This is a genomic window from Hansschlegelia zhihuaiae (assembly GCF_004103825.1).
Taxonomy (GTDB): domain Bacteria; phylum Pseudomonadota; class Alphaproteobacteria; order Rhizobiales; family Methylopilaceae; genus Methylopila; species Methylopila zhihuaiae.
Genome location: NZ_RYFI01000013.1, coordinates 106,192 through 124,535, shown reverse-complemented (window position 1 = coordinate 124,535; position 18,344 = coordinate 106,192). Strand labels below are relative to the sequence as shown.

15 protein-coding genes are annotated in these 18,344 nt (G+C 70.8%); 7 read left to right on the top strand and 8 right to left on the bottom strand.

The annotated features are described in order from the left end of the window. The 6 genes from EK403_RS14225 to EK403_RS14200 form a co-directional block, all read left to right on the top strand. The coding region (locus EK403_RS14225; RefSeq protein ID WP_164919608.1) for an aminoglycoside phosphotransferase family protein at positions 1-1,123 on the top strand (1,123 nt) is incomplete at its 5' end. Positions 1,124-1,140: 17 nt separating this feature from the next. Then, entirely contained in the window at positions 1,141-1,839 is a 699-nt protein-coding gene (locus EK403_RS14220; RefSeq protein WP_128778160.1) for a nucleotidyltransferase family protein, read from the top strand. Between the two features lie 64 nt (positions 1,840-1,903). Then, positions 1,904-4,969 carry a double-strand break repair protein AddB gene (addB, locus tag EK403_RS14215; RefSeq protein ID WP_128778138.1) on the top strand — a complete coding sequence of 1,022 codons (3,066 nt, stop codon included), beginning with the start codon at positions 1,904-1,906 and terminating at the stop codon, positions 4,967-4,969. Further along, positions 4,966-8,382 carry a double-strand break repair helicase AddA gene (gene addA / locus EK403_RS14210; RefSeq protein WP_128778137.1) on the top strand — a complete coding sequence of 1,139 codons (3,417 nt, stop codon included), beginning with the start codon at positions 4,966-4,968 and terminating at the stop codon, positions 8,380-8,382. The genes addB and addA overlap by 4 nt, the downstream gene beginning before the upstream one ends. A 168-nt stretch (positions 8,383-8,550) precedes the next feature. Continuing rightward, positions 8,551-8,871, top strand: a complete 321-nt coding sequence (gene trxA, locus EK403_RS14205) for a thioredoxin (protein ID WP_128778136.1) — start codon at positions 8,551-8,553, stop codon at positions 8,869-8,871. A 221-nt stretch (positions 8,872-9,092) separates the two neighbouring features. Next, positions 9,093-10,019, top strand: coding sequence for a Bug family tripartite tricarboxylate transporter substrate binding protein (locus EK403_RS14200; RefSeq protein WP_128778135.1), 927 nt, complete (start codon positions 9,093-9,095; stop codon positions 10,017-10,019). 6 nt (positions 10,020-10,025) lie between these two features. Here the strand turns inward: EK403_RS14200 and EK403_RS14195 are convergent, their stop codons facing one another. From EK403_RS14195 to EK403_RS14160, 8 genes are all read right to left on the bottom strand, one after another. Then, complete coding sequence (locus EK403_RS14195) at positions 10,026-10,808, bottom strand: calcium-binding protein (RefSeq protein ID WP_128778134.1); 783 nt, start codon at positions 10,806-10,808, stop codon at positions 10,026-10,028. Between the two features lie 81 nt (positions 10,809-10,889). Continuing rightward, positions 10,890-11,087, bottom strand: a complete 198-nt coding sequence (locus EK403_RS14190; protein ID WP_128778133.1) for a hypothetical protein — start codon at positions 11,085-11,087, stop codon at positions 10,890-10,892. 46 nt (positions 11,088-11,133) lie between these two features. Then, positions 11,134-11,889 carry a calcium-binding protein gene (locus EK403_RS14185; RefSeq protein WP_128778132.1) on the bottom strand — a complete coding sequence of 252 codons (756 nt, stop codon included), beginning with the start codon at positions 11,887-11,889 and terminating at the stop codon, positions 11,134-11,136. A gap of 102 nt (positions 11,890-11,991) precedes the next feature. After that, positions 11,992-13,299, bottom strand: coding sequence for a bifunctional folylpolyglutamate synthase/dihydrofolate synthase (locus tag EK403_RS14180; protein WP_128778131.1), 1,308 nt, complete (start codon positions 13,297-13,299; stop codon positions 11,992-11,994). Positions 13,300-13,325: 26 nt separating this feature from the next. Next, positions 13,326-14,246, bottom strand: a complete 921-nt coding sequence (gene accD / locus EK403_RS14175) for an acetyl-CoA carboxylase, carboxyltransferase subunit beta (RefSeq protein ID WP_128778130.1) — start codon at positions 14,244-14,246, stop codon at positions 13,326-13,328. 33 nt (positions 14,247-14,279) lie between these two features. Continuing rightward, positions 14,280-15,113, bottom strand: coding sequence for a tryptophan synthase subunit alpha (gene trpA, locus EK403_RS14170; RefSeq protein ID WP_128778129.1), 834 nt, complete (start codon positions 15,111-15,113; stop codon positions 14,280-14,282). Then, on the bottom strand, positions 15,110-16,327 hold the full coding sequence (gene trpB / locus EK403_RS14165; RefSeq protein ID WP_128778128.1) for a tryptophan synthase subunit beta: 1,218 nt from the start codon (positions 16,325-16,327) through the stop codon (positions 15,110-15,112). Before trpB ends, trpA begins: the two co-directional genes overlap by 4 nt. Before the next feature lie 25 nt (positions 16,328-16,352). Continuing rightward, positions 16,353-17,000, bottom strand: a complete 648-nt coding sequence (locus EK403_RS14160) for a phosphoribosylanthranilate isomerase (protein WP_128778159.1) — start codon at positions 16,998-17,000, stop codon at positions 16,353-16,355. A 201-nt stretch (positions 17,001-17,201) separates the two neighbouring features. Here EK403_RS14160 and cysP point away from each other — a divergent pair, with 201 nt between their 5' ends. Then, entirely contained in the window at positions 17,202-18,218 is a 1,017-nt protein-coding gene (gene cysP / locus EK403_RS14155; RefSeq protein WP_128778127.1) for a thiosulfate ABC transporter substrate-binding protein CysP, read from the top strand. The last annotated feature ends 126 nt before the right edge of the window (positions 18,219-18,344 follow it).

Sequence of the window (18,344 nt, the reverse complement as noted above, 5' to 3'; positions counted from 1 at the left end):
CGGCCCCGAGCCGACCGCCCGCAAGGCGAGGCTCGCGGGTCACGGCGCCTTCGGGCCGCGGCTGACGCGCCTGCGCGACGGCCAGACCTTCCTCGACGCCGCCGGCTGGGGCCGCGCGGCGCGCGAGCACATCCAGGGCGACGCCTCGACCAGGCTCTATGAGCGGCTGACGCTCGGCGACCGGACCGCGATCCTGATGGACACGCCGCCGCGCGCACCCGGCCCGACGGTGCGCGACGGCAAGAGCTATTCGGAGCTCGCCAGGCTCGCGACCGACGCCAGGCCCTTCGTCGCGATCGCCGACGGCCTGCGGGCTTTCGGCTACGGCGCGCCGGAGATCTACGCCGCGGACCTGCGGACCGGCTTCCTGCTGGTCGAGGACCTCGGCGTCGAGCCGGTGGTCGCGCTCGGAGTCCCGATCGCAAGCCGCTACGAGGCCGCGGTCGACCTGCTGGCAGACCTCCACGGCCGCGAGGTTCCGGCCGAGACGCCGCTTGGCGACCAGACCTATCGGCTGCCCGCCTACGACGTGCCCGCCTTCCTCGTGGAATGCGACCTGCTGAACGACTGGTATCTTCCGCGGATGACGGGGGTCTCGCCCGAGCCCGAGGCGCGCGAGACGTTCCGCGCGCTCTGGGCCGAGGCGCTCGCGCCGCTGCTCGACGGTCCGCTGACCTGGACGCTGCGCGACTACCACTCGCCGAACCTGACCTGGCGCGACGACCGCGAGGGGATCAGGCGGCTCGGCGTGATCGACTTCCAGGACGCCTGCCTCGGCCCTCCCGCCTACGACGTCGTCTCCCTGCTGCAGGACGCGCGCGTCGACATGCCCGAAGGCCTCGAGATGGCGCTCGCGGCCCGCTACCTCGCGGCGCGCCGACGGGCGGACCCGACCTTCGAACCGCGCGACTTCGCCCGCGCCTACGCCACGCTCGGCGCGCAGCGGGCGACCAAGATCCTCGGCATCTTCGTGCGGCTCGCCGAACGCGACGGCAAGCCCGGCTATCTCCAGCACCTTCCGCGCGTGCGGCGGGCGCTCGACGCCAACCTCGCCCATCCGGACCTCGCGGCTCTGGCCGCCTGGTATCGCGAGCGGCTCGGCCCGTCGGGACAGCCCGAGTGACGGCGCCGACCGACGCGATGGTGCTGGCCGCGGGGCTCGGCACAAGGATGAAGCCGATCACCGACCTCAAGCCAAAGCCGCTGGTCGAGGTCGGCGGCCGGACGCTGATCGACCATGTGCTCGACAAGCTCGCCGACGCCGGGATCGAGCGCGCGGTCGTCAACGTCCATCACCACGCCGAGCAGATGGAGCGCCATCTCGCCGGGCGCGAGACGCCGAGGATCGAGGTCTCGGACGAGCGCGACGCGCTGCTCGATTCCGGCGGCGGCGTGGTCAAGGCGCTGCCGCTGCTCGCCGGCGACGCCGTCTTCGTCCTCAACGCCGACACGTTCTGGATCGCCGGCGGGAGCCGGAACCTCGCCAATATGGCGGCCGCCTGGGATCCGGCGCGGATGGACGCGCTGCTGCTGGTCGCGGCGCTGACCGCGAGCGTCGGCTTCGACGGCGCGGGCGACTTCACCTTCGCGCCGGACGGCCGGTTGCGCCGGCGCGCCGAGCGGCAGGTCACGCCATTCGCCTATGCGGGCGTCGCGATCATGTCGCGCGCCAGTTTCGAAGGCGCGCCCGAGGGGCCGTTCTCGCTCAACCGGCTCTGGAACGAAGCGATCGAGCGCGACCGGCTGTTCGGCCTCCGCCTTGACGGCCTCTGGCTCCATGTCGGCACGCCCCAGGCGATCACCGAGGCCGAACAGGCGATCGCGCTTTCGGGGGCGTGAGGCCCCACGCTCATGTCCCGGCCTCGAGCCGGGACCCGTCGGGCGCCCCGCGCTAGACTGGCCCATGGCCGAATCGCGCCCGAACGTTCTCACGATCCCCGCAGGCGCGGCGTTCCTGCCGACGCTGGCGGAGGCGCTGCTCGACGGCGAGCTGATCCGTGGCTTCGCCCCCCGGCATGACCCGATCGCGCTCGCCGACGCGACGATCTTTCTGCCGACTCGTCGCGCGGCGCGCGCGCTGCGCGACGCCTTCCTCGAAGCGCTCGACGGCCGCGCCACGCTGCTGCCGCGGATCGCGCCGCTCGGCGACGTCGAGGAGGACGCCGACATCGTCGAGCCGCTCGCCGACGCCGATCTCGAGCTGCCGCCAGCGGTCGCGCCCTTCGAGCGGCGCCTGGTGCTGGCGAGGCTCGTCGCGGCCTTCGCGGGCGCGCTCGACCGCTCGATCCTGTCGCTCTCGCCCGAGGACGGGCCGCTGGTGCCGGCGACCGCGGCCGACGCCATCCACCTCGCGGGCGACCTCGAAACGCTGATCGACGCGATCGAGACAGAAGAGATCGACCTTTCCGGCCTCGACGCGCTGATCCCCGGCGAGCACGACCAGTATTGGGCCATCACCCGCGCCTTCCTGAAGGTCGCGCTCGCCGCCTGGCCCGAGCATGTCGCCGCACAGGGGCGGATCGACCCGAGCCGCCGCCGTCGCGCGCAGATCGACGCCGCGGCGCGACGGGTCGCGAAGTCCCGTGGTCCGGTGATCGCCGCGGGGTCGACCGGCTCCGCGCCCGCGGTCCGCCGCCTGATGGGCGAAATCTCCCGCCACCCTCTCGGCGCCGTCGTGCTGCCCGGTCTCGACCGGGAGGGACTGGACGACGACGCCTGGCGCGAACTGCTCGAAGGACAGGGGCCGGGCCTCTACGGCCATCCGCAGCGCGGCCTCGCGCATCTCCTCGTCGCGCTCGGCGTCGCGCGGCGGGAGGTCAGGCCGATCGGGCGCGTCACACCCGCGCTTGGCCAGCGCGCGCGCCTGGTCGCCGACGCGCTGCGCCCCGCCGAGACCACCGACGCCTGGGCCATGCGTCCTGTCGGCCCGGAGGATCGGAACGCGGCCCTCGCGGGCGTTTCGATCGTCGAGGCGCCGTCGGTGAGGGTCGAGGCCGCGGCGATCGCGGTCGCGCTCCGCGAGGCTGTCGCGACGCCGGGCAGGACGGCGGCGCTCGTCACCCCCGACCGGGACCTTGCGGCCCGCGTTGCGGCCGAGCTCGAGCGTTGGGACATCTCTGTCGACGACTCGGCGGGCCGGCCGCTCTCCTCGACGCCCGCCGGCGCGCTGCTGAGGCTCGCCGCCGAGGCCGGGCTCGATCCCCGCCCAGACCTGTTGCTCGCGCTGCTCCGCGCGCCGGCGTGCAGGCTCGGATCGCGAGAGCCGCGCGCGGTCGACACGCTCGACGTCGCGGTTTTCCGCACGCCCCTGCCGGGCGAAGGTTTTTTGAGTGTCCGCAAAGCTCTCGCCTCGACCGAAAGGTCGCGCGGAACGGCGGCGCGGTTCGGCGCGGAGGATCGCGGCGCGGCTTTGCAACTGATCGATCGGCTCGAGGCTGCGCTCGCGGGGCTCGAGACATGCGCGCAGCAGCCGAATGCGCCGTTCTCCCGGCTGGTCGCGGCGCTGACGGAAGCCTTCGAGGCCCTTGCGGGCGAAGCGGAGACCGACGACGCGACGGCGGTCGCGGCGCTTCTCGACGAACTGGCGGAGGCCGCGCATGAGGCCGACCCGATCGCGCCCATGGCGTTTCCAGGCGTGCTCGATGCGCTCATGGCCGGCCGGGCGCTTCGTCCGGCGCGCGACCGACATCCGCGGATCCGAATCCTCGGGCCGCTCGAGGCCCGGCTGATCCGCTTCGACCTTCTCATCATGGGCGGGTTGAACGAGGGCGTCTGGCCGGCCGTGCCGCAGGCCGATCCCTGGATCAACCGACCGTTGCGCATAGCACTCGGCCTCGCGCCGCCGGAGCGACGCATCGGGCTTTCGGCTCATGACTTCGCGCAGGGGCTCGGCGCCGACGAGGTCGTGCTGACCCGCGCCGCCAAGGTCGGCGGCGCGCCCACCATCCCGGCGCGCTGGCTGCAGCGGCTCGCGGCCGTGGCCGCGGGCCCGGCGCATGACGAGGCGGTGGTGCGAGGGCGACGGCTGATCGCCCTTGCCGAGACGCTCGACCGGACCGAACGCGGCCCCGCCCCGCGTCCGCCTGAGCCGCGGCCGCCTCTGGAACTCAGGCCCCTCAAGCTCAGCGTGACGGCGATCGAGACGCTGCTGCGCGACCCCTATTCGATCTACGCCCGCCACGTGCTCCGCCTGGAGGAGCTCGACTCGGTCGGGCCGGAGCCGGGTCCGGGCGAGCTCGGCGGAGTGATCCACAAGGCGCTGGAGGATTTCGAGCGCTCCAGGATCGCGCCCGACGCGCCGCACGCCCGCGAGACGCTGCTCGCCTTCGGACGCGACGCCTTCGGCGCCCTGCTGGAGCGAGACGACGCCCGGACGCTCTGGTGGCCGCGCTTCGAGAAGATCGCCGACTGGATGCTCGCCTTCCACTCCGGGCGCCGGGATCTGGTCGAGACGGGCTTCGTCGAGCAGGAAGGCGCGATCGAGTTCGCGACCAAAGCGGGCCGGACCTTCCGGCTGACCGCGCGGGCCGACCGGATCGAGGCGCTGTCGGACGGCCGGTTCGCGATCCTCGACTACAAGACCGGCGCGACCCCGACCGCGAAGCAGGTGATGGCGGGCTTCGCGCCGCAGTTGCCGCTCGAGGGCGCGATCCTGAAGGCAGGCGGCTTCGCGGACGTCACGCTTCCGGGGGCCGTGATCGGCGAACTCTCTCTCGTCCGGCTCGCGGGCCGCGAGCCCGCCGGGGAGGTGGTCGAGATCCGGGACAAGGAGCGCGCGCCGGACGCCGTTGCGGCCGAGGCGCTCGCCCGGTTCAAGGCGGTGGTCGACCGCTTCGAGGACGAGGCGGAGCCCTACCGCTCGCTCTCCCATCCGAAATTCCTGAAGCGGCCCGAGGGCCCCTACGCGCATCTCGCCCGCGTCAAGGAATGGTCCGCGACCGGCGGCGGCGAGGAGGGCGAGGCGGAATGAGCGGGCCGTCCTCCGTCACGCTCGCGCGGCAGGCGCGGGCTTCCGACCCCCGGAGCTCGGCATGGGTCTCGGCCAACGCCGGCTCTGGAAAGACCTATGTGCTTGTTCAGCGCGTTGTTCGGCTCTTGCTCGACGGCGCCGACCCGTCGAGGATTCTCTGCCTCACCTTCACCAAGGCGGCGGCCGCCAACATGCAGAACCGCGTCGTCGAGCGGCTGCGCGGCTGGGCTACGGCGGAAGATGCGCGGCTCGCCCGGGAGATCGCGGCGATCGAGGGCGTCCCCCCCGACGCCGCCCGCCTGCGCGCCGCCCGAAAGCTGTTCGCTCGCGCGCTGGAGACGCCCGGCGGGTTGAAGATCTACACGATCCACGCCTTCTGTGGCCGGCTGCTCCACCAGTTCCCGTTCGAGGCCAATGTGCCGGCGGGTTTCTCCGAGCTCGACGAGCGCGACCAGGCGGAGCTGATGGCCGAGGCCCGAGCCGCCGTCTTGTCCGAGGCCGCGCGCCATCCCGAAAGGCCCGTCGGCCGCGCGCTGTCCCGCCTCGTCGCCCGCGCCGCCGAGGGCACGATCGACGGCGCGCTCGCCGAGGCCGTCTCGGAGCGCGACGCGATCCGGAAGCTCTTCACGGCGGACGGGATCGACGATCCGGACGGCGCGGCGCGCGAGCTACGCGCCGTGCTCGGCCTCGACATGGGCGACACGACGGAAGCGCTGGACGCCGAGGTTCTGGCCGGCGCGCTCCCGCGCAGCGAATGGCCGGCGATCGGCGCGGCGCTGTCGCAAGGGTCGGTCACCGACGCCAAGCTCGGCGGCTGCTTCGTCCATGCGGCCGGCGCCACGACCGAGACCAAGGCGCGCGAGGCCTATCTCGCCATCTTCCTCACCGCGTCCGGCGCGCCCCGCGCGGCAAGCCGCTTCGTCACCGCCGCGATGCGCAAGGCCGAGCCCGGCCTCGCGCGGCGCCTCGACGCCGAGCTCGCCCGGATATCCTCGCTCGTCGCGCGGATGCGCCTGGCCGCTGCCGTCGAGCGCACCCACGCCCTTCTCACCTTGGCCGACGCCGCGATCGGGGCCTATGGCGCCGCGAAGTCGGCGCGCGGCATGCTGGACTATGACGACCTGATCTCCCGCGCTCGCGCGCTGCTGACACGTTCGGACGCCCAATGGGTGCTGTTCAAGCTCGACGGCGGGCTCGACCACATCCTGGTCGACGAGGCGCAGGACACCGCGCCCGAGCAGTGGGAGATCGTGCTCCGCCTCACCGAGGATTTTCTGGCCGGCGCGGGCGCACGGGCCGCGGCGAACCGCACCGTCTTCGCGGTCGGCGACGAGAAGCAGTCGATCTTCTCGTTCCAGGGCGCCGAACCGGCCGCCTTCGGCGCCACGCGGCGGCGCTACGACGCGGCCCACAAGGACGTGGACAGGAGCTTCGCCGACGTGCGGCTGACCGAGAGCTTCCGCTCGACGAAGGCGGTGCTGGACGGCGTCGACGCGGTGTTTTCGCGCGAAGCCGCCAACCGCGGGCTGACCTTCGGCGACGAGGCAGGCACGCTGCACACCACCACGAGGGCTTCGGCGCCCGGCCTCGTGGAGCTCTGGCCGATCGTCGCGGCGGAGGCCGCGCAGCACGCCGAGGAAGCGTGGGACGCGCCGTTCGACCGCGTGAACCCGCAGAGCGCCGTGGTTCGGCTCGCCGATAAGATCGCGGCCGAGGTCAGTCGCACGGTCGCCGCCGGCGAGGTGCCGCCCGGCGAGATCCTGATCCTCGTCCGCCAGCGCAAGGCGCTGTTCGAGGCGATCCTGCGGGCGCTGAAGCGCCGCGGGGTCCCGGTCGCGGGCGCCGATCGGCTGATCGTCGGCGAGCACATCGCGGTCATGGACCTGCTCGCGCTCGGCGACGCGATCGTGACGCCCGACGACGACCTCGCGCTCGCCTGCGCGCTGAAGGGCCCGCTGTTCGGGCTCGACGACGACGACCTGATGGGGGTCGCGCCGGGCCGGAAGGGTCGGTTGATCGACGCTCTCCCCGACGGGCCGCCCCGCGCGGTTGCGGCGGCGGAGGCCTATCGCGGCTTCGCCCGCGAGGCGGCGGGGCGCTCGCCGCTCGACTTCTACGCCCATGTCCTGGCCAAGGCCGGCGGCCGGAGGGCGTTCCGGGCGCGGCTCGGCGAGGAGGTCGACGACCCGCTCGACGCCTTCCTGGACCTCGCGCAGGAGTTTTCGCGGAGCCACCCGCCGACTCTCGCGGGCTTCCTGCGCTGGATGCGGGCGGCGCCGGCCGAGATCAAGCGCGACCTCGACGTCTCCTCGGGCGAGGTCCGGGTTATGACAGTGCACGGCGCGAAGGGGCTCGAGGCCGAGTTCGTCGTGCTCGCCGACACCTGCGGGCCGGCGACGTCCGGCCGCGGGGCCTGCCTGCTGATGCTGCCGCGGCCGCATGCCGGCCACGACGCGGCCGCGATCCCGGTCTGGGCGGGACCGAAGGCCGAGGACCCGCCGGCGCTCGCCGCCGCCCGCGCCGAACGGACAGCGCGCGCCGAGGCCGAGCACCGCCGCCTGCTCTATGTCGCGATGACGCGCGCCAAGGACCGGCTGCTGGTCTGCGGCCACGACGTCGGCCGGGAGCGGCCCGAGGGCGCCTGGTACGACCTCGTGCGCGACGGACTCGGCTGCGCGGAGGGCGTGGAGACCGTCGAAAGCCCTGAAGGCCCGCATCTGTCGCTCCGCTCTGGCGAGCCGGCGCCGCCGCTCGCCACGCGCGCCGACGCGCCTCAGTCGGCGCCAGCGCCGTCCGCCGACTGGCTCTTCACGCCCGCGCCCTTCGAGGCTGCGCCGGGCAGGCCGCTGTCGCCTTCGGCGATCGTCGCGGAGGACGACGGTGCGCCGGCCTTTGCGGGTCCGCCCGGCGCGGAAGCCGCGCGCGCCCGCGGCGTGTTGCTCCATCGGCTGCTGAAGGCGCTGCCCGACGTCGAGACCGCGCGCCGGGCCGAAGTCGCCGCGCGGATCGCCGCAACCGGAGCGGAGGCGCTTGGCATGGAGGCCTGCGGCGCGCTTGCGGCGTCGGCGCTCGCGATCGTCGCCGATTCCGCCTTCGCCGAGGTGTTCGCGCCGGACGCGCGCGGCGAGGTCCCGGTCGTCGGGCGGCTGGCGGACGGCCGGCCGGTCTCCGGCCGAATCGACCGACTGGCTGTGACTAACGAGGCGGTGCTGGTCGTGGACTACAAGACAGACCGCACGCCGCCGTCCCCCGGCGCGCCTGCGCCCGCCGCTTACGTCGCCCAGCTCGCGGCCTATGCGGAGCTGCTTCAGGAGATCTGGCCCGACCGCCCCGTGCGCGCCGCGATCCTGTGGACCGCTACGCCGCGGCTGGAACGCCTCGAGCTCTCAGAGACGGCCAAAGTCGCAAGCTGATCCGAGCCGCGAATATTCCTCCCCTTTGAAAGGCGAGGGAGACATGCGCTACGCACTGGACCGCGCTTGCTTGACGCTCAACGGGGCCGTCCATACCTTTCGGTCAACGTGGCGAGCGGCCTTTCGCAAATCCTGCGCCGCCCGCGTCCCCTCTTGGAAAGGCACCCCATGGCGACCGCAAAGGTTTCCGACTCGACCTTCGAACAGGACGTGCTCAACTCGTCCGAGCCCGTGGTCGTCGATTTCTGGGCCGAATGGTGCGGCCCGTGTCGCGCGATCGGCCCGGCGCTGGAAGAGATCTCCAACGAGATGGCCGGCAAGGTGAAGATCGTGAAGCTCAATGTCGACGAGAACCCCGAGATCGCGACGCGCTTCGGCATTTCGGCGATTCCGATGCTCATGATGTTCAAGGGCGGCGAGCACGTCGCGACGCAGCGAGGCGCGGCCCCGAAGTCGAAGCTCGTCAGCTGGATCGAGTCTTCGGTCTGAGCCGAGCCCCAGTCCGGCGTGTCCGGAGATGGCATGTGAGAACCCCGACGGCGACGCCGGGGTTTTCTTTGGCCGGGATGTCCCCTCTCTCTCGTGCATAGACTTTAGTCATGCCCGCTTTATGATCTCCCGACACGCGGTCAGCGAGCGGGGAGACAGTCTTGGAACGGATTTTCGACAACCCATCGCGGAGGCTCGTGGTCGGCGCGGCCGGAGCCGTCATGGCCGCGGCCCTCTGCCGGCCTGCCTTGGCGGCGTTCCCTGAAAAGCCCATCACGCTCGTGGTGCCGTTCCCGCCCGGCGGCCCGAACGACATCATCGGCCGGCTGGTCGGCCAGATTCTGGGCGAGGCCTTCGGCCAGCAGGCGATCGTCGAAAACCGGCCGGGAGCCGGCGGCGCGACCGCGGTCGGGGCCGTCTCGCGCGCCGATCCGGACGGCTACACGGTGGTGCTGCCTTCCGGCGTCGGCTTCGTGACCCATCCGATGCTGACGCCGAACGCCTCCTACAAGATCGAGGCGATGCGGGCGATCTCCAACGTCACCAGCGGACCCTCGGTGCTCGCGACCCGCAACGGGCTCGAAGCGAAGACCGTGAAGGAGCTAGTGGAGTTCGCCAAGGCGAAGCCCGGTGCGCTCACCTACGCGTCGTCGGGAGTGGGCACCACGCTCCATCTCGGCGGCGAGCTGTTCCGGAGCATGGCGGGGATCGACGTTGTGCACGTGCCCTACAAGGGCACCAGCGAGGTCGTGGTCGACCTGATCGCCGGCCGCGTCGACATGAGCTTCATCAGCCCGCTGGTGGCGCGCAAGCTCGTGGACGACGGCAAGCTGGTCGCGCTCGCCACGACGGGCAAGACGCCGGCCAAGGGATGGGAGCAGACCCCGATCGTCGCCGAAGCCGTGTCTGGCTACGAACTCGACGGCTGGTATCCGCTGCTCGCCCCCGCCGGGACGCCCGACGACGCCGTGAAGCGGATGAACGAGGCGATCGCCGCCGGCGTACGGAAGCCGGAGGCAGCCAAGCGCCTGACGGAGCTCGGCTTCACGCCGATCGGGAGCTCGATCGAGGAGGTCCAGGCGCTGCAGGCCGCCGAAGCGGAAAAATGGGGCAAGCTGATCAAGGAGGCGGGACTGAAGGCCGGCTGAGCCGGATCAGATCAGTCCGAAATCCGTATTGCCGTCATTGAGGTCGGCGAAGGTCGCATCCCTTAGGATGGTGACGTCGCCGTCCACGAAAGTGATGACGAGGTCGTCGCCACGCTGCTCGCTCAAGCCCTCAAGTTCGTCGAGCCCTTCGACGGATGTCAGGGAGAAGTCGAGTCGATCCGCGCCTTTGTCGAAGTCGAGGATCATGTCTTCGCCGCTCGCATGGACGAGGAACCGGTCGCGGCCGAGGCCGCCCGTCAGCCTGTCGTCGCCAACGCCGCCGAGCAGGAAGTCGTCGCCCTTGCCGCCGCGAAGGACGTCGTCGCCGGAGCCGCCCCAGACGAAGTCCCGGCCAGCGCCGCCATCGATCTCGTCGTCGCCGCCATTGCCGCCCAGGTAGTCGAAGCCGGCTCCGCCCTCGATCGTGTCCCGACCGGCGCCGCCGAGCAGCCCGTCATCGCCCGCGAGACCCGAGATCCTGTCGTCGCCGCGGTCGCCGAAATAGACGTTGGTCCGGGAGCCGCCCTCATAGACGTCGTCGCCATCTGTCCCGCCCCACCGGATCGTGTCGACGAAGTACACGCCGTCCGGCAGCGGCGCGCCGTGCGACAAGCCCGCCGTCTCCCCAGGCTGAGCGGTCGTTCCGGCGCTGGTGGCGCCCTCGCCGTCATCCGGCTCGAGCGGGTCCGGGACGCCGGTCGTCTCGTCCGGCTCGGCGGTCACGGGGTCGTTCTCGTGGTCGTAGAGCACGCAGATGATCTCGTCCGGAACGCTCGCCTGTTCGCCCATCTCGACCGTCCGCGCGCGAATCGACGCGTCGCCTCTGCGACGCGTCACGCCAGCGGAGACCGTAGGGTATTCGGATGACGATCAGATATGAGGGCAACTACGTATGGCGCCATGGTCGCGCCATTGGTCGCCCAGCAAGGCGCCGTTCGACGCCAGCGCTTCGCCTGCGAGATAGAGCGAGCCCGCGATCGGCGCGAGCGGGGCACGGGGCCGGCCGCTCGCGAAGGCTTCGAGAAACCCGTCCGAATCCTCGGCATTCAGAATCCCGAGCGCCAGCACGATCGGCTCGGTCCGGCGCTCTATCTCCCTCCGCCTCGACCCCGTCTCAGCCGAACAGGTCGTCGAAGTCCGGGATCTTGTCGGAGAAATCGTCCTGAGTGGGGCGGAAGTCGGTGTTGTGCTTGTCGAGGTCGGCGAAAACGGTGTCCTTGATCGTCACTACGTCGCCGCCGCCGAAATCGATCAACAGATCGCCGCCCTCGTTATGCGCGATGTTGTCGAGGTCTCGGAGGCTGTCGACACCGGTGGCCGAGAAATCGAGCACGTCCTTCGTCTTGCTGAAGTCAAGCACCGCGTCCCGGCCGGCATCCTCGATTACGAAACGGTCCTCGCCCTTGCCGCCGCTCAGTTGATCGTCGCCGGAACCGCCCGTCAGGATGTCGTCGCCGATCCCGCCCCTCAGTGTGTCGGCGCCCGAGGCGCCGAACAGCACGTCGTCTCCGCCAGCGCCAGAGACCGCGTCGTCGCCCGAGTCGCCGGAGATGAAGTCGCGCCCGGAGCCGCCGTGCACGATATCGTCGCTTGAGCCGGCGGCCACCGAGTCGCTGCCGCTGCCGCCGTTGATCGTGTCGTCGCCGCCGCCGCCGAGCAGCGCGTCGCCGTCGGCGCCGCCCTCGATGCTGTCCTCGTCGTCGCCGCCGGCGAGACCGTCATGGCCGCCGGCGCCGCGGATCACGTCGTCGCCGTCGCGCCCGTAGAAAAAGTCTGCGCCGTCGTCGCCCTTGAAGTCGTCTGGACCGTTGGACCCCAGATAGTCGTCGAGGTCGAGGTCGTCCGGGAAGTCGAACGGATCATTGGCCATGTCGCAGCTCCCTTCGTGAAATTCGGCCCCGAACCTTTGCTACGGGCGCAGCGTGGCGAGCCTGCGGCGTCACGGCGGTAAAGTGATGAGAGAGCGGCCGGCTCAGCCAGGCGGCGTGCCGTTCGCGGCGAGCGCTTCGCCTGCGAGATAGAGCGAGCCGGTGATCAGCACGCGCGGCGGGACAGGGCCCGCGGCGCGCGACGCCTTCGCCAGCGCCTCCTCGATCGAGCCGCAGGCCTCGGCCGCGAGGCCCGCCCGCTCGGCCGCCGCGACCACCTCGTCGGGCGCGCGCGCCGCGGTCGAGGAGCCGATCGGCACGCCGTAGAGCCGACCGGCGAGGCCCGCGAAAGCCTCGAGAAAACCGTCCGAATCCTTGGTGTTGAGCATGCCGACGACGAGCACGATCGGCTTCGGGGAGCGCTCGTCCAGCTCCGCCATGGTCGAGGCGATCGCGCGCCCGCCGTCCGGATTGTGGCCGCCGTCGAGCCAGAGCTCCGCGCCGGTCGGAAGAAGGGTCGGGAGCCTCCCCGACGACAGACGCTGCATGCGCGCCGGCCAGTCGACGGACGACAGTCCCACCTCGATCGCGCGCGTCTCGACATTGAGCCGTTCGACGGCGCGCAGCGTGGCGATGGCGGCGCCGGCGTTCTCGATCTGGTGGCGACCGACGAGGCGCGGCAGCGGCAGGTCGAGCAGCCCGTCGCCATCCTCGAAGACGAGCCGGCCGCGCTCCTCGCGCGCCTGCCAGTCCTGGCCGGAGATCGACAGCGGCGCGCCGACCTTGGCGGCCTCGCGCTCGATCGACTCGAGGGCCGCCGCGTCCTGCCGGGCGATCACGGCGGGCACGAGGCTCTTCAGGATGCCGGCCTTCTCATGGGCGATGGCCCCGAGATCGTCGCCCAGGAACTTCTGGTGGTCGAGGCTGACCGGCGTGATCACGCTGGCGAGCGGCTTCTCCACCACGTTGGTGGCGTCATAGCGGCCGCCGAGCCCGACCTCGAGCAGCAGCAGATCAGCCGGCTCCCGGGCGAACAGCAGCATGGCGGCCGCGGTCGTGATCTCGAACAGCGTGATCTGGCGGCCGTCATTGACGCGCTCGACCTCCTCGAAGGTCGCGGCCAGCCTGTCCTCGTCGACGAACCGCCCGCCGAGCCTGATGCGCTCGTGGAAGCGCACGAGATGCGGCGAGGTGTAGACATGCACGCGCCTGCCGGCCGCCTCCAGCATCGCGCGCATGAAGGCGGCGCTGGATCCCTTGCCGTTGGTGCCCGCGACCTGGACGACGGGCGGCATGGCGCGCTCGGGATGTCCGAGGTCCTTGAGCAATCGCTCGATGCGCCCGAGCGAGAGGTCTATCTCCTTCGGGTGCAGCGCGAGGAAGCGATCGAGATAGGCGTCGCTGCCGTCCACCGGCTCTGACCTGGCTGGGAACGCGCTCACGCGTGGGCGGCGGATGCTTCGGCCTCGGCGGAGACGGACTCCGCCTCGGGGGTCCTCGGCTCGGGGCGCGGATGCTTGGTCAGGAGACGGCAGAGCCTTGCGAGCGTCGCGCGCATGTCCTTGCGGTGGACCACCATGTCCACCATGCCGTGCTCCTTGAGATATTCCGATCTCTGGAAGCCGGCCGGAAGCTTCTCGCGAATCGTCTGCTCGATGACCCGGGGGCCCGCGAAGCCGATCAGCGCGCCGGGCTCGGCGATGTGGATGTCGCCGAGCATGGCGTAGGAGGCGGTGACGCCGCCGGTCGTCGGATTGGTGAGCACGACGATGTAGGGCTTCTTCGCCTCGCGCAGCATCTGCACCGCAACCGTGGTGCGCGGCATCTGCATGAGCGACAGGATGCCCTCCTGCATGCGGGCGCCGCCGGACGCCGCGAACAGGACGAGCGGCGTGCCGCGCTCGGCGGCGGTCTCGAGTCCCCGCACGATCGCCTCGCCGGCCGCCATGCCGAGCGAGCCGCCCATGAAGTCGAAATCCTGCACCACCACGGTCGCGGGCGCGCCCTCGATGGTTCCGGTCGCGACCTTCACGGCGTCGGTCATCGAGGTCTTGGCGCGGGCGTCCTTCAGCCGGTCGGCGTATTTCTTCTCGTCGCGGAACTTGAGAGGGTCAGTCGCGACCTCTGGCAGAGCGACCTCCTGGAAGCCGTCGTCGAGCGTCGCGGCGAGGCGTTGCCTCGCGCCCATCCGCAGATGATAGCCGGAGCCCGGGATCACCCAGTCATTGGCCTCGACGTCCTTATGGAAGACGAGTTGGCCGGTCTCGGGACACTTGATCCAAAGATTCTCGGCCGGCGCCTCGCGGCGCTGCCAGAGCGAGTTGATCTTCGGTCGGACGACGTTGGTGAGCCAGTTCATGGACGGAACTCTTACAGCGCTGTGAAGCGGCGGTCACGCTGCGGCGCGGCCGCGCCGGACGCCTGCGGCGAGCGAGCGGACGAGGTCGACGACAGCTTCCACGGTGCGCGCGCTCGCGCGGCCTTCGTGGTCGAGCGAGGTGCGGACGGCCTCGACCAGCGCCGAGCCCACCACGACGCCGTCCGCGCCGGCCGCGATGGCGGCGGCGTGCTCCGCGGTCTTGACCCCGAAGCCGACCGCCACGGGCAGCCGCGTGTGCTTCTTGAGCCGCGCGACGGCGGAGGCGACCACGTTGAAGTCCGGCGTCGCGGCGCCCGTGATGCCGGCGATCGAGACGTAATAGACGAAGCCCGAGGTGTTCCGGAGCACCGTCGGCAGGCGCGCGTCGTCGGTGGTCGGCGTCGCGAGCCGGATGAAGGCGAGCCCCGCCTCGAGCGCCGGCAGGCAGAGCTCCTCGTCCTCCTCCGGCGGCAGATCGACCACGATCAGGCCGTCGGCTCCCGCCTCCTTGGCGTCCGCGAGGAAGCGCTCGACTCCGTAGACGTAAATCGGGTTGTAGTAGCCCATCAGGATGATCGGCGTGGCGTCGTCGGTCTTGCGGAACTCGCGCACGAGACCAAGCGTCTTGATAAGGGTCTCGCCCGCTTTCAGCGCGCGCAGGCCCGCGGCCTGGATCGCGGGGCCGTCGGCCATCGGATCGGTGAACGGCATGCCGAGCTCGATCACGTCGGCGCCAGCGGCGGGCAGCGCCCGCACGATCTCGAGCGAGGTCTCGTGGTCGGGATCGCCCGCCGTGACGAAGGTCACGAGCGCGGCGCGGTTCTCCCGCGCGGCGAGCGCGAAACGGGCGTCAATGCGGGCGGTCACAGGCGGGTTCCCAGCCGCTCGGCCATCTGGGGCACGTCCTTGTCCCCGCGGCCCGAGAGATTGACGACCATCAGGTGGTCCTTGGGCTTGCCCGGCGCGAGCTCCAGCACCTTGGCGATGGCGTGGGCGCTTTCGAGCGCCGGGATGATGCCCTCGAGCTTCGACAGGATCTGGAACGCCTCGACCGCCTCGTCGTCGGTGGCGGAGAGGTACTTCACCCGGCCGACGTCGTTGAGCCAGGCGTGCTCGGGCCCGATCCCCGGATAGTCGAGGCCGGCCGAGATCGAGTGGCCCTCCTCGATCTGCCCGTCCTGGTCCATCAGCAGATAGGTCCGATTGCCATGCAGCACCCCCGGGCGGCCGCCGGCGATCGAGGCCGCATTAAGGGCCGAGAGCCCGAAGCCGGCCGCCTCGACGCCGTAGATCTCGATTTCGGGGTCGTCGAGGAAGGGATGGAACAAGCCCATGGCGTTAGAGCCGCCGCCGACGCACGCCATCAGGCTATCCGGCAGCCGCCCCTCCATCGCGAGCATCTGCTCGCGGGTCTCGCGGCCGATGACGGACTGCAGGTCGCGCACGATGGTCGGATAGGGATGCGGACCCGCGACCGTGCCGATGCAGTAGAAGGTGTCGGCGACGTTGGTGACCCAGTCGCGCAGAGCCTCGTTCATGGCGTCCTTGAGCGTCTTCGCGCCGGACTGCACCGGGACGACTTCCGCACCGAGCATCTTCATGCGGAACACGTTCGGGGCCTGCCGGGCGACGTCGACCGCGCCCATGAAAACGACGCATTCGAGCCCGAAGCGCGCGCAGAGCGTCGCGGTCGCCACCCCGTGCTGGCCGGCGCCGGTCTCGGCGATGATGCGCTTCTTGCCCATGCGGCGGGCGAGCATGATCTGGCCGAGGACGTTGTTCACCTTGTGGGAGCCGGTGTGGTTCAGCTCCTCGCGCTTCAGGTAGACCTTCGCGCCGCCGAGATGCTCGGTCAGGCGCTCGGCGAAGTAGAGCGGGCTCGGCCGGCCGATATAGTGCGTCTGATGGTACGCCATCTCCTCGGCGAAGGCGGGGTCGTTCAGCGCGTCCTCATAGGCCTTTTCAAGGTCGAGGATCAGCGGCATCAGCGTCTCGGCCACGAAGCGCCCACCATAGACGCCGAAGCGTCCGCGCTCGTCGGGGCCGGTCCGGAACGAATTTGGCGTCGGCTGCGCCGTCACGGGCGAACCCTTCCCTTGAGACAAATCAAGCTGCGGCCGCGCGGGCCTCACGGACGAAGGCTGCGATCAGCGCCGCGTCCTTGACCCCCGGCGCGGACTCCACGCCGGAAGACACGTCAACCGCTCGGGCGCGCGTCGTCCGGATCGCCTCTGCGACGTTGCCGGGCGTGAGCCCCCCGGAAAGCACGAAGGCGCGGTGAGGGTCAAGAGCGGCAAGGAGGCGCCAGTCGAACGGGACCCCGTTGCCGCCCGGAAGCGTCGCCTCGCGCGGCGGACGCGCGTCGAACAGCACACGGTCGGCCGTCTCCCAGAACGGCGCGGCGCGACGCAGATCGTCGGCCTCGTCGATCGACACCGCCTTCCAGATCTCACGGTCGTAGCGGCGCCGGAGCTCCTTCACGCGCTCCGGCGTCTCGGCGCCGTGAAGCTGCAGGATGTCGGGCGTCACGGCCGCCACCGTCTCGCCGAGCAGAGAGTCGCCGGCGTCGACGGTGAGCAGCGCGACCCGCGCCCTGCCCCGCGCCAGAGACGAGAGCGTCGCGGCCTGCTCGGGCGCCACGTGGCGCGGGCTCTTCGGGAAGGACACCAGGCCGACGATTTCGGCGCCCGCTGCGATCGCCGCCTCGAGCGTCCTCTCCTCCGACAAACCGCAGATCTTGATCTCGACCGTCATCGTCCCGTGGCGTCCCGACTTCTCACGGCGGATTGGCATGTGGCGTCGACCGCGTCCATCCGCAAATCAACATTAAAGATTTGGTTTTATGCATATTCCCTATTTTCGAAACGTATTTGATTGCATGCGGCGACGCCCCCGATTAGATCGATGGCGACCGACCGGGCGCCGTCGCGCGCCCTCGCCCCTTGGAGCTTCATGATGCGTTCCGTCATCCTTCGCCGCACGGTTTTGGCCCTGGGCCTGGTCGCGGCCTCGATCGTCCCGACCGCGGCCGCCGAGCCGGACACGATCCTCAACGTCTCCTACGACATCGGCCGCGAGCTCTACGCCGCGATCGACAAGGCCTATTCGGCCGATGTGAAGGCCAAGACCGGCAAGGACCTCACCGTCAACCAGAGCCATGCGGGCACCTCGAAGCAGGCGCGCGCCATCCTCGAGGGGCTCGAGGCCGACGTCGTGACCTTCAACCAGGAGCTCGACGTCCAGATGCTCGCCGACAAGGGCGGACTGGTGGCCAAGGACTGGAAGGCGAAGTTCCCCAACAACGCCTCGCCCTACTATTCTCTTCCGGCCTTCGTGGTGCGCTCCGGCAATCCGAAGAAAGTCAAGAATTGGAACGACCTCGTCCGCGAAGACGTCAAGGTCGTGTTCCCGAACCCCAAGACCTCGGGCAACGCCCGCTACACCTATCTCGCGGCCTACGCCTTCGCGCTGAAGGAGAATGGCGGCGACGAGGCCAAGGCCGACGCCTTCGTGAAGAAGCTGCTGTCGAACGTGCCGGTGTTCGACACCGGCGGCCGCGGCTCGACCACCACCTTCGTGGAGCGCGGCATCGGCGACGTGCTGGTCACGTTCGAGGCCGAGACCGCGGCGGTGAAGAAGGAGTACGGCGCCGACAAGGTCGACGTGGTGGTGCCGCCCGTGAGCCTGCTCGCGGAATTCCCCGTGGCGGTCGTCGACACGGTGGCGGACCGCCGCGGCAGCCGCGCGATCGCGACCGACTATCTGAACTACCTCTACAGCCCCAAGGGTCAGGAGATCATCGCGTCCTTCAACAACCGCGTGCAGGACGAGAAGATCATGGAGGCGAACAAGGATCGCTTCCCCGAGGTGGAGCTGCTCACCGTCGACAAGGTGTTCGGCGGCTGGAAGAAGGCGAACGAGACCCATTTCGCCTCGGGCGGCAAGCTCGACCAGGCGTTCGTGGGGCGATGACGCCCTGAACATAAAGCGTCATCCTGGACGCGGCCTAAGGGTCGCGATCCGGGATCGTCTCACCTATAAGGCGCTTCACTCTGCTCACGATCCCGGCTCGGCCTGACGGCCGTCCGGGATGACGCG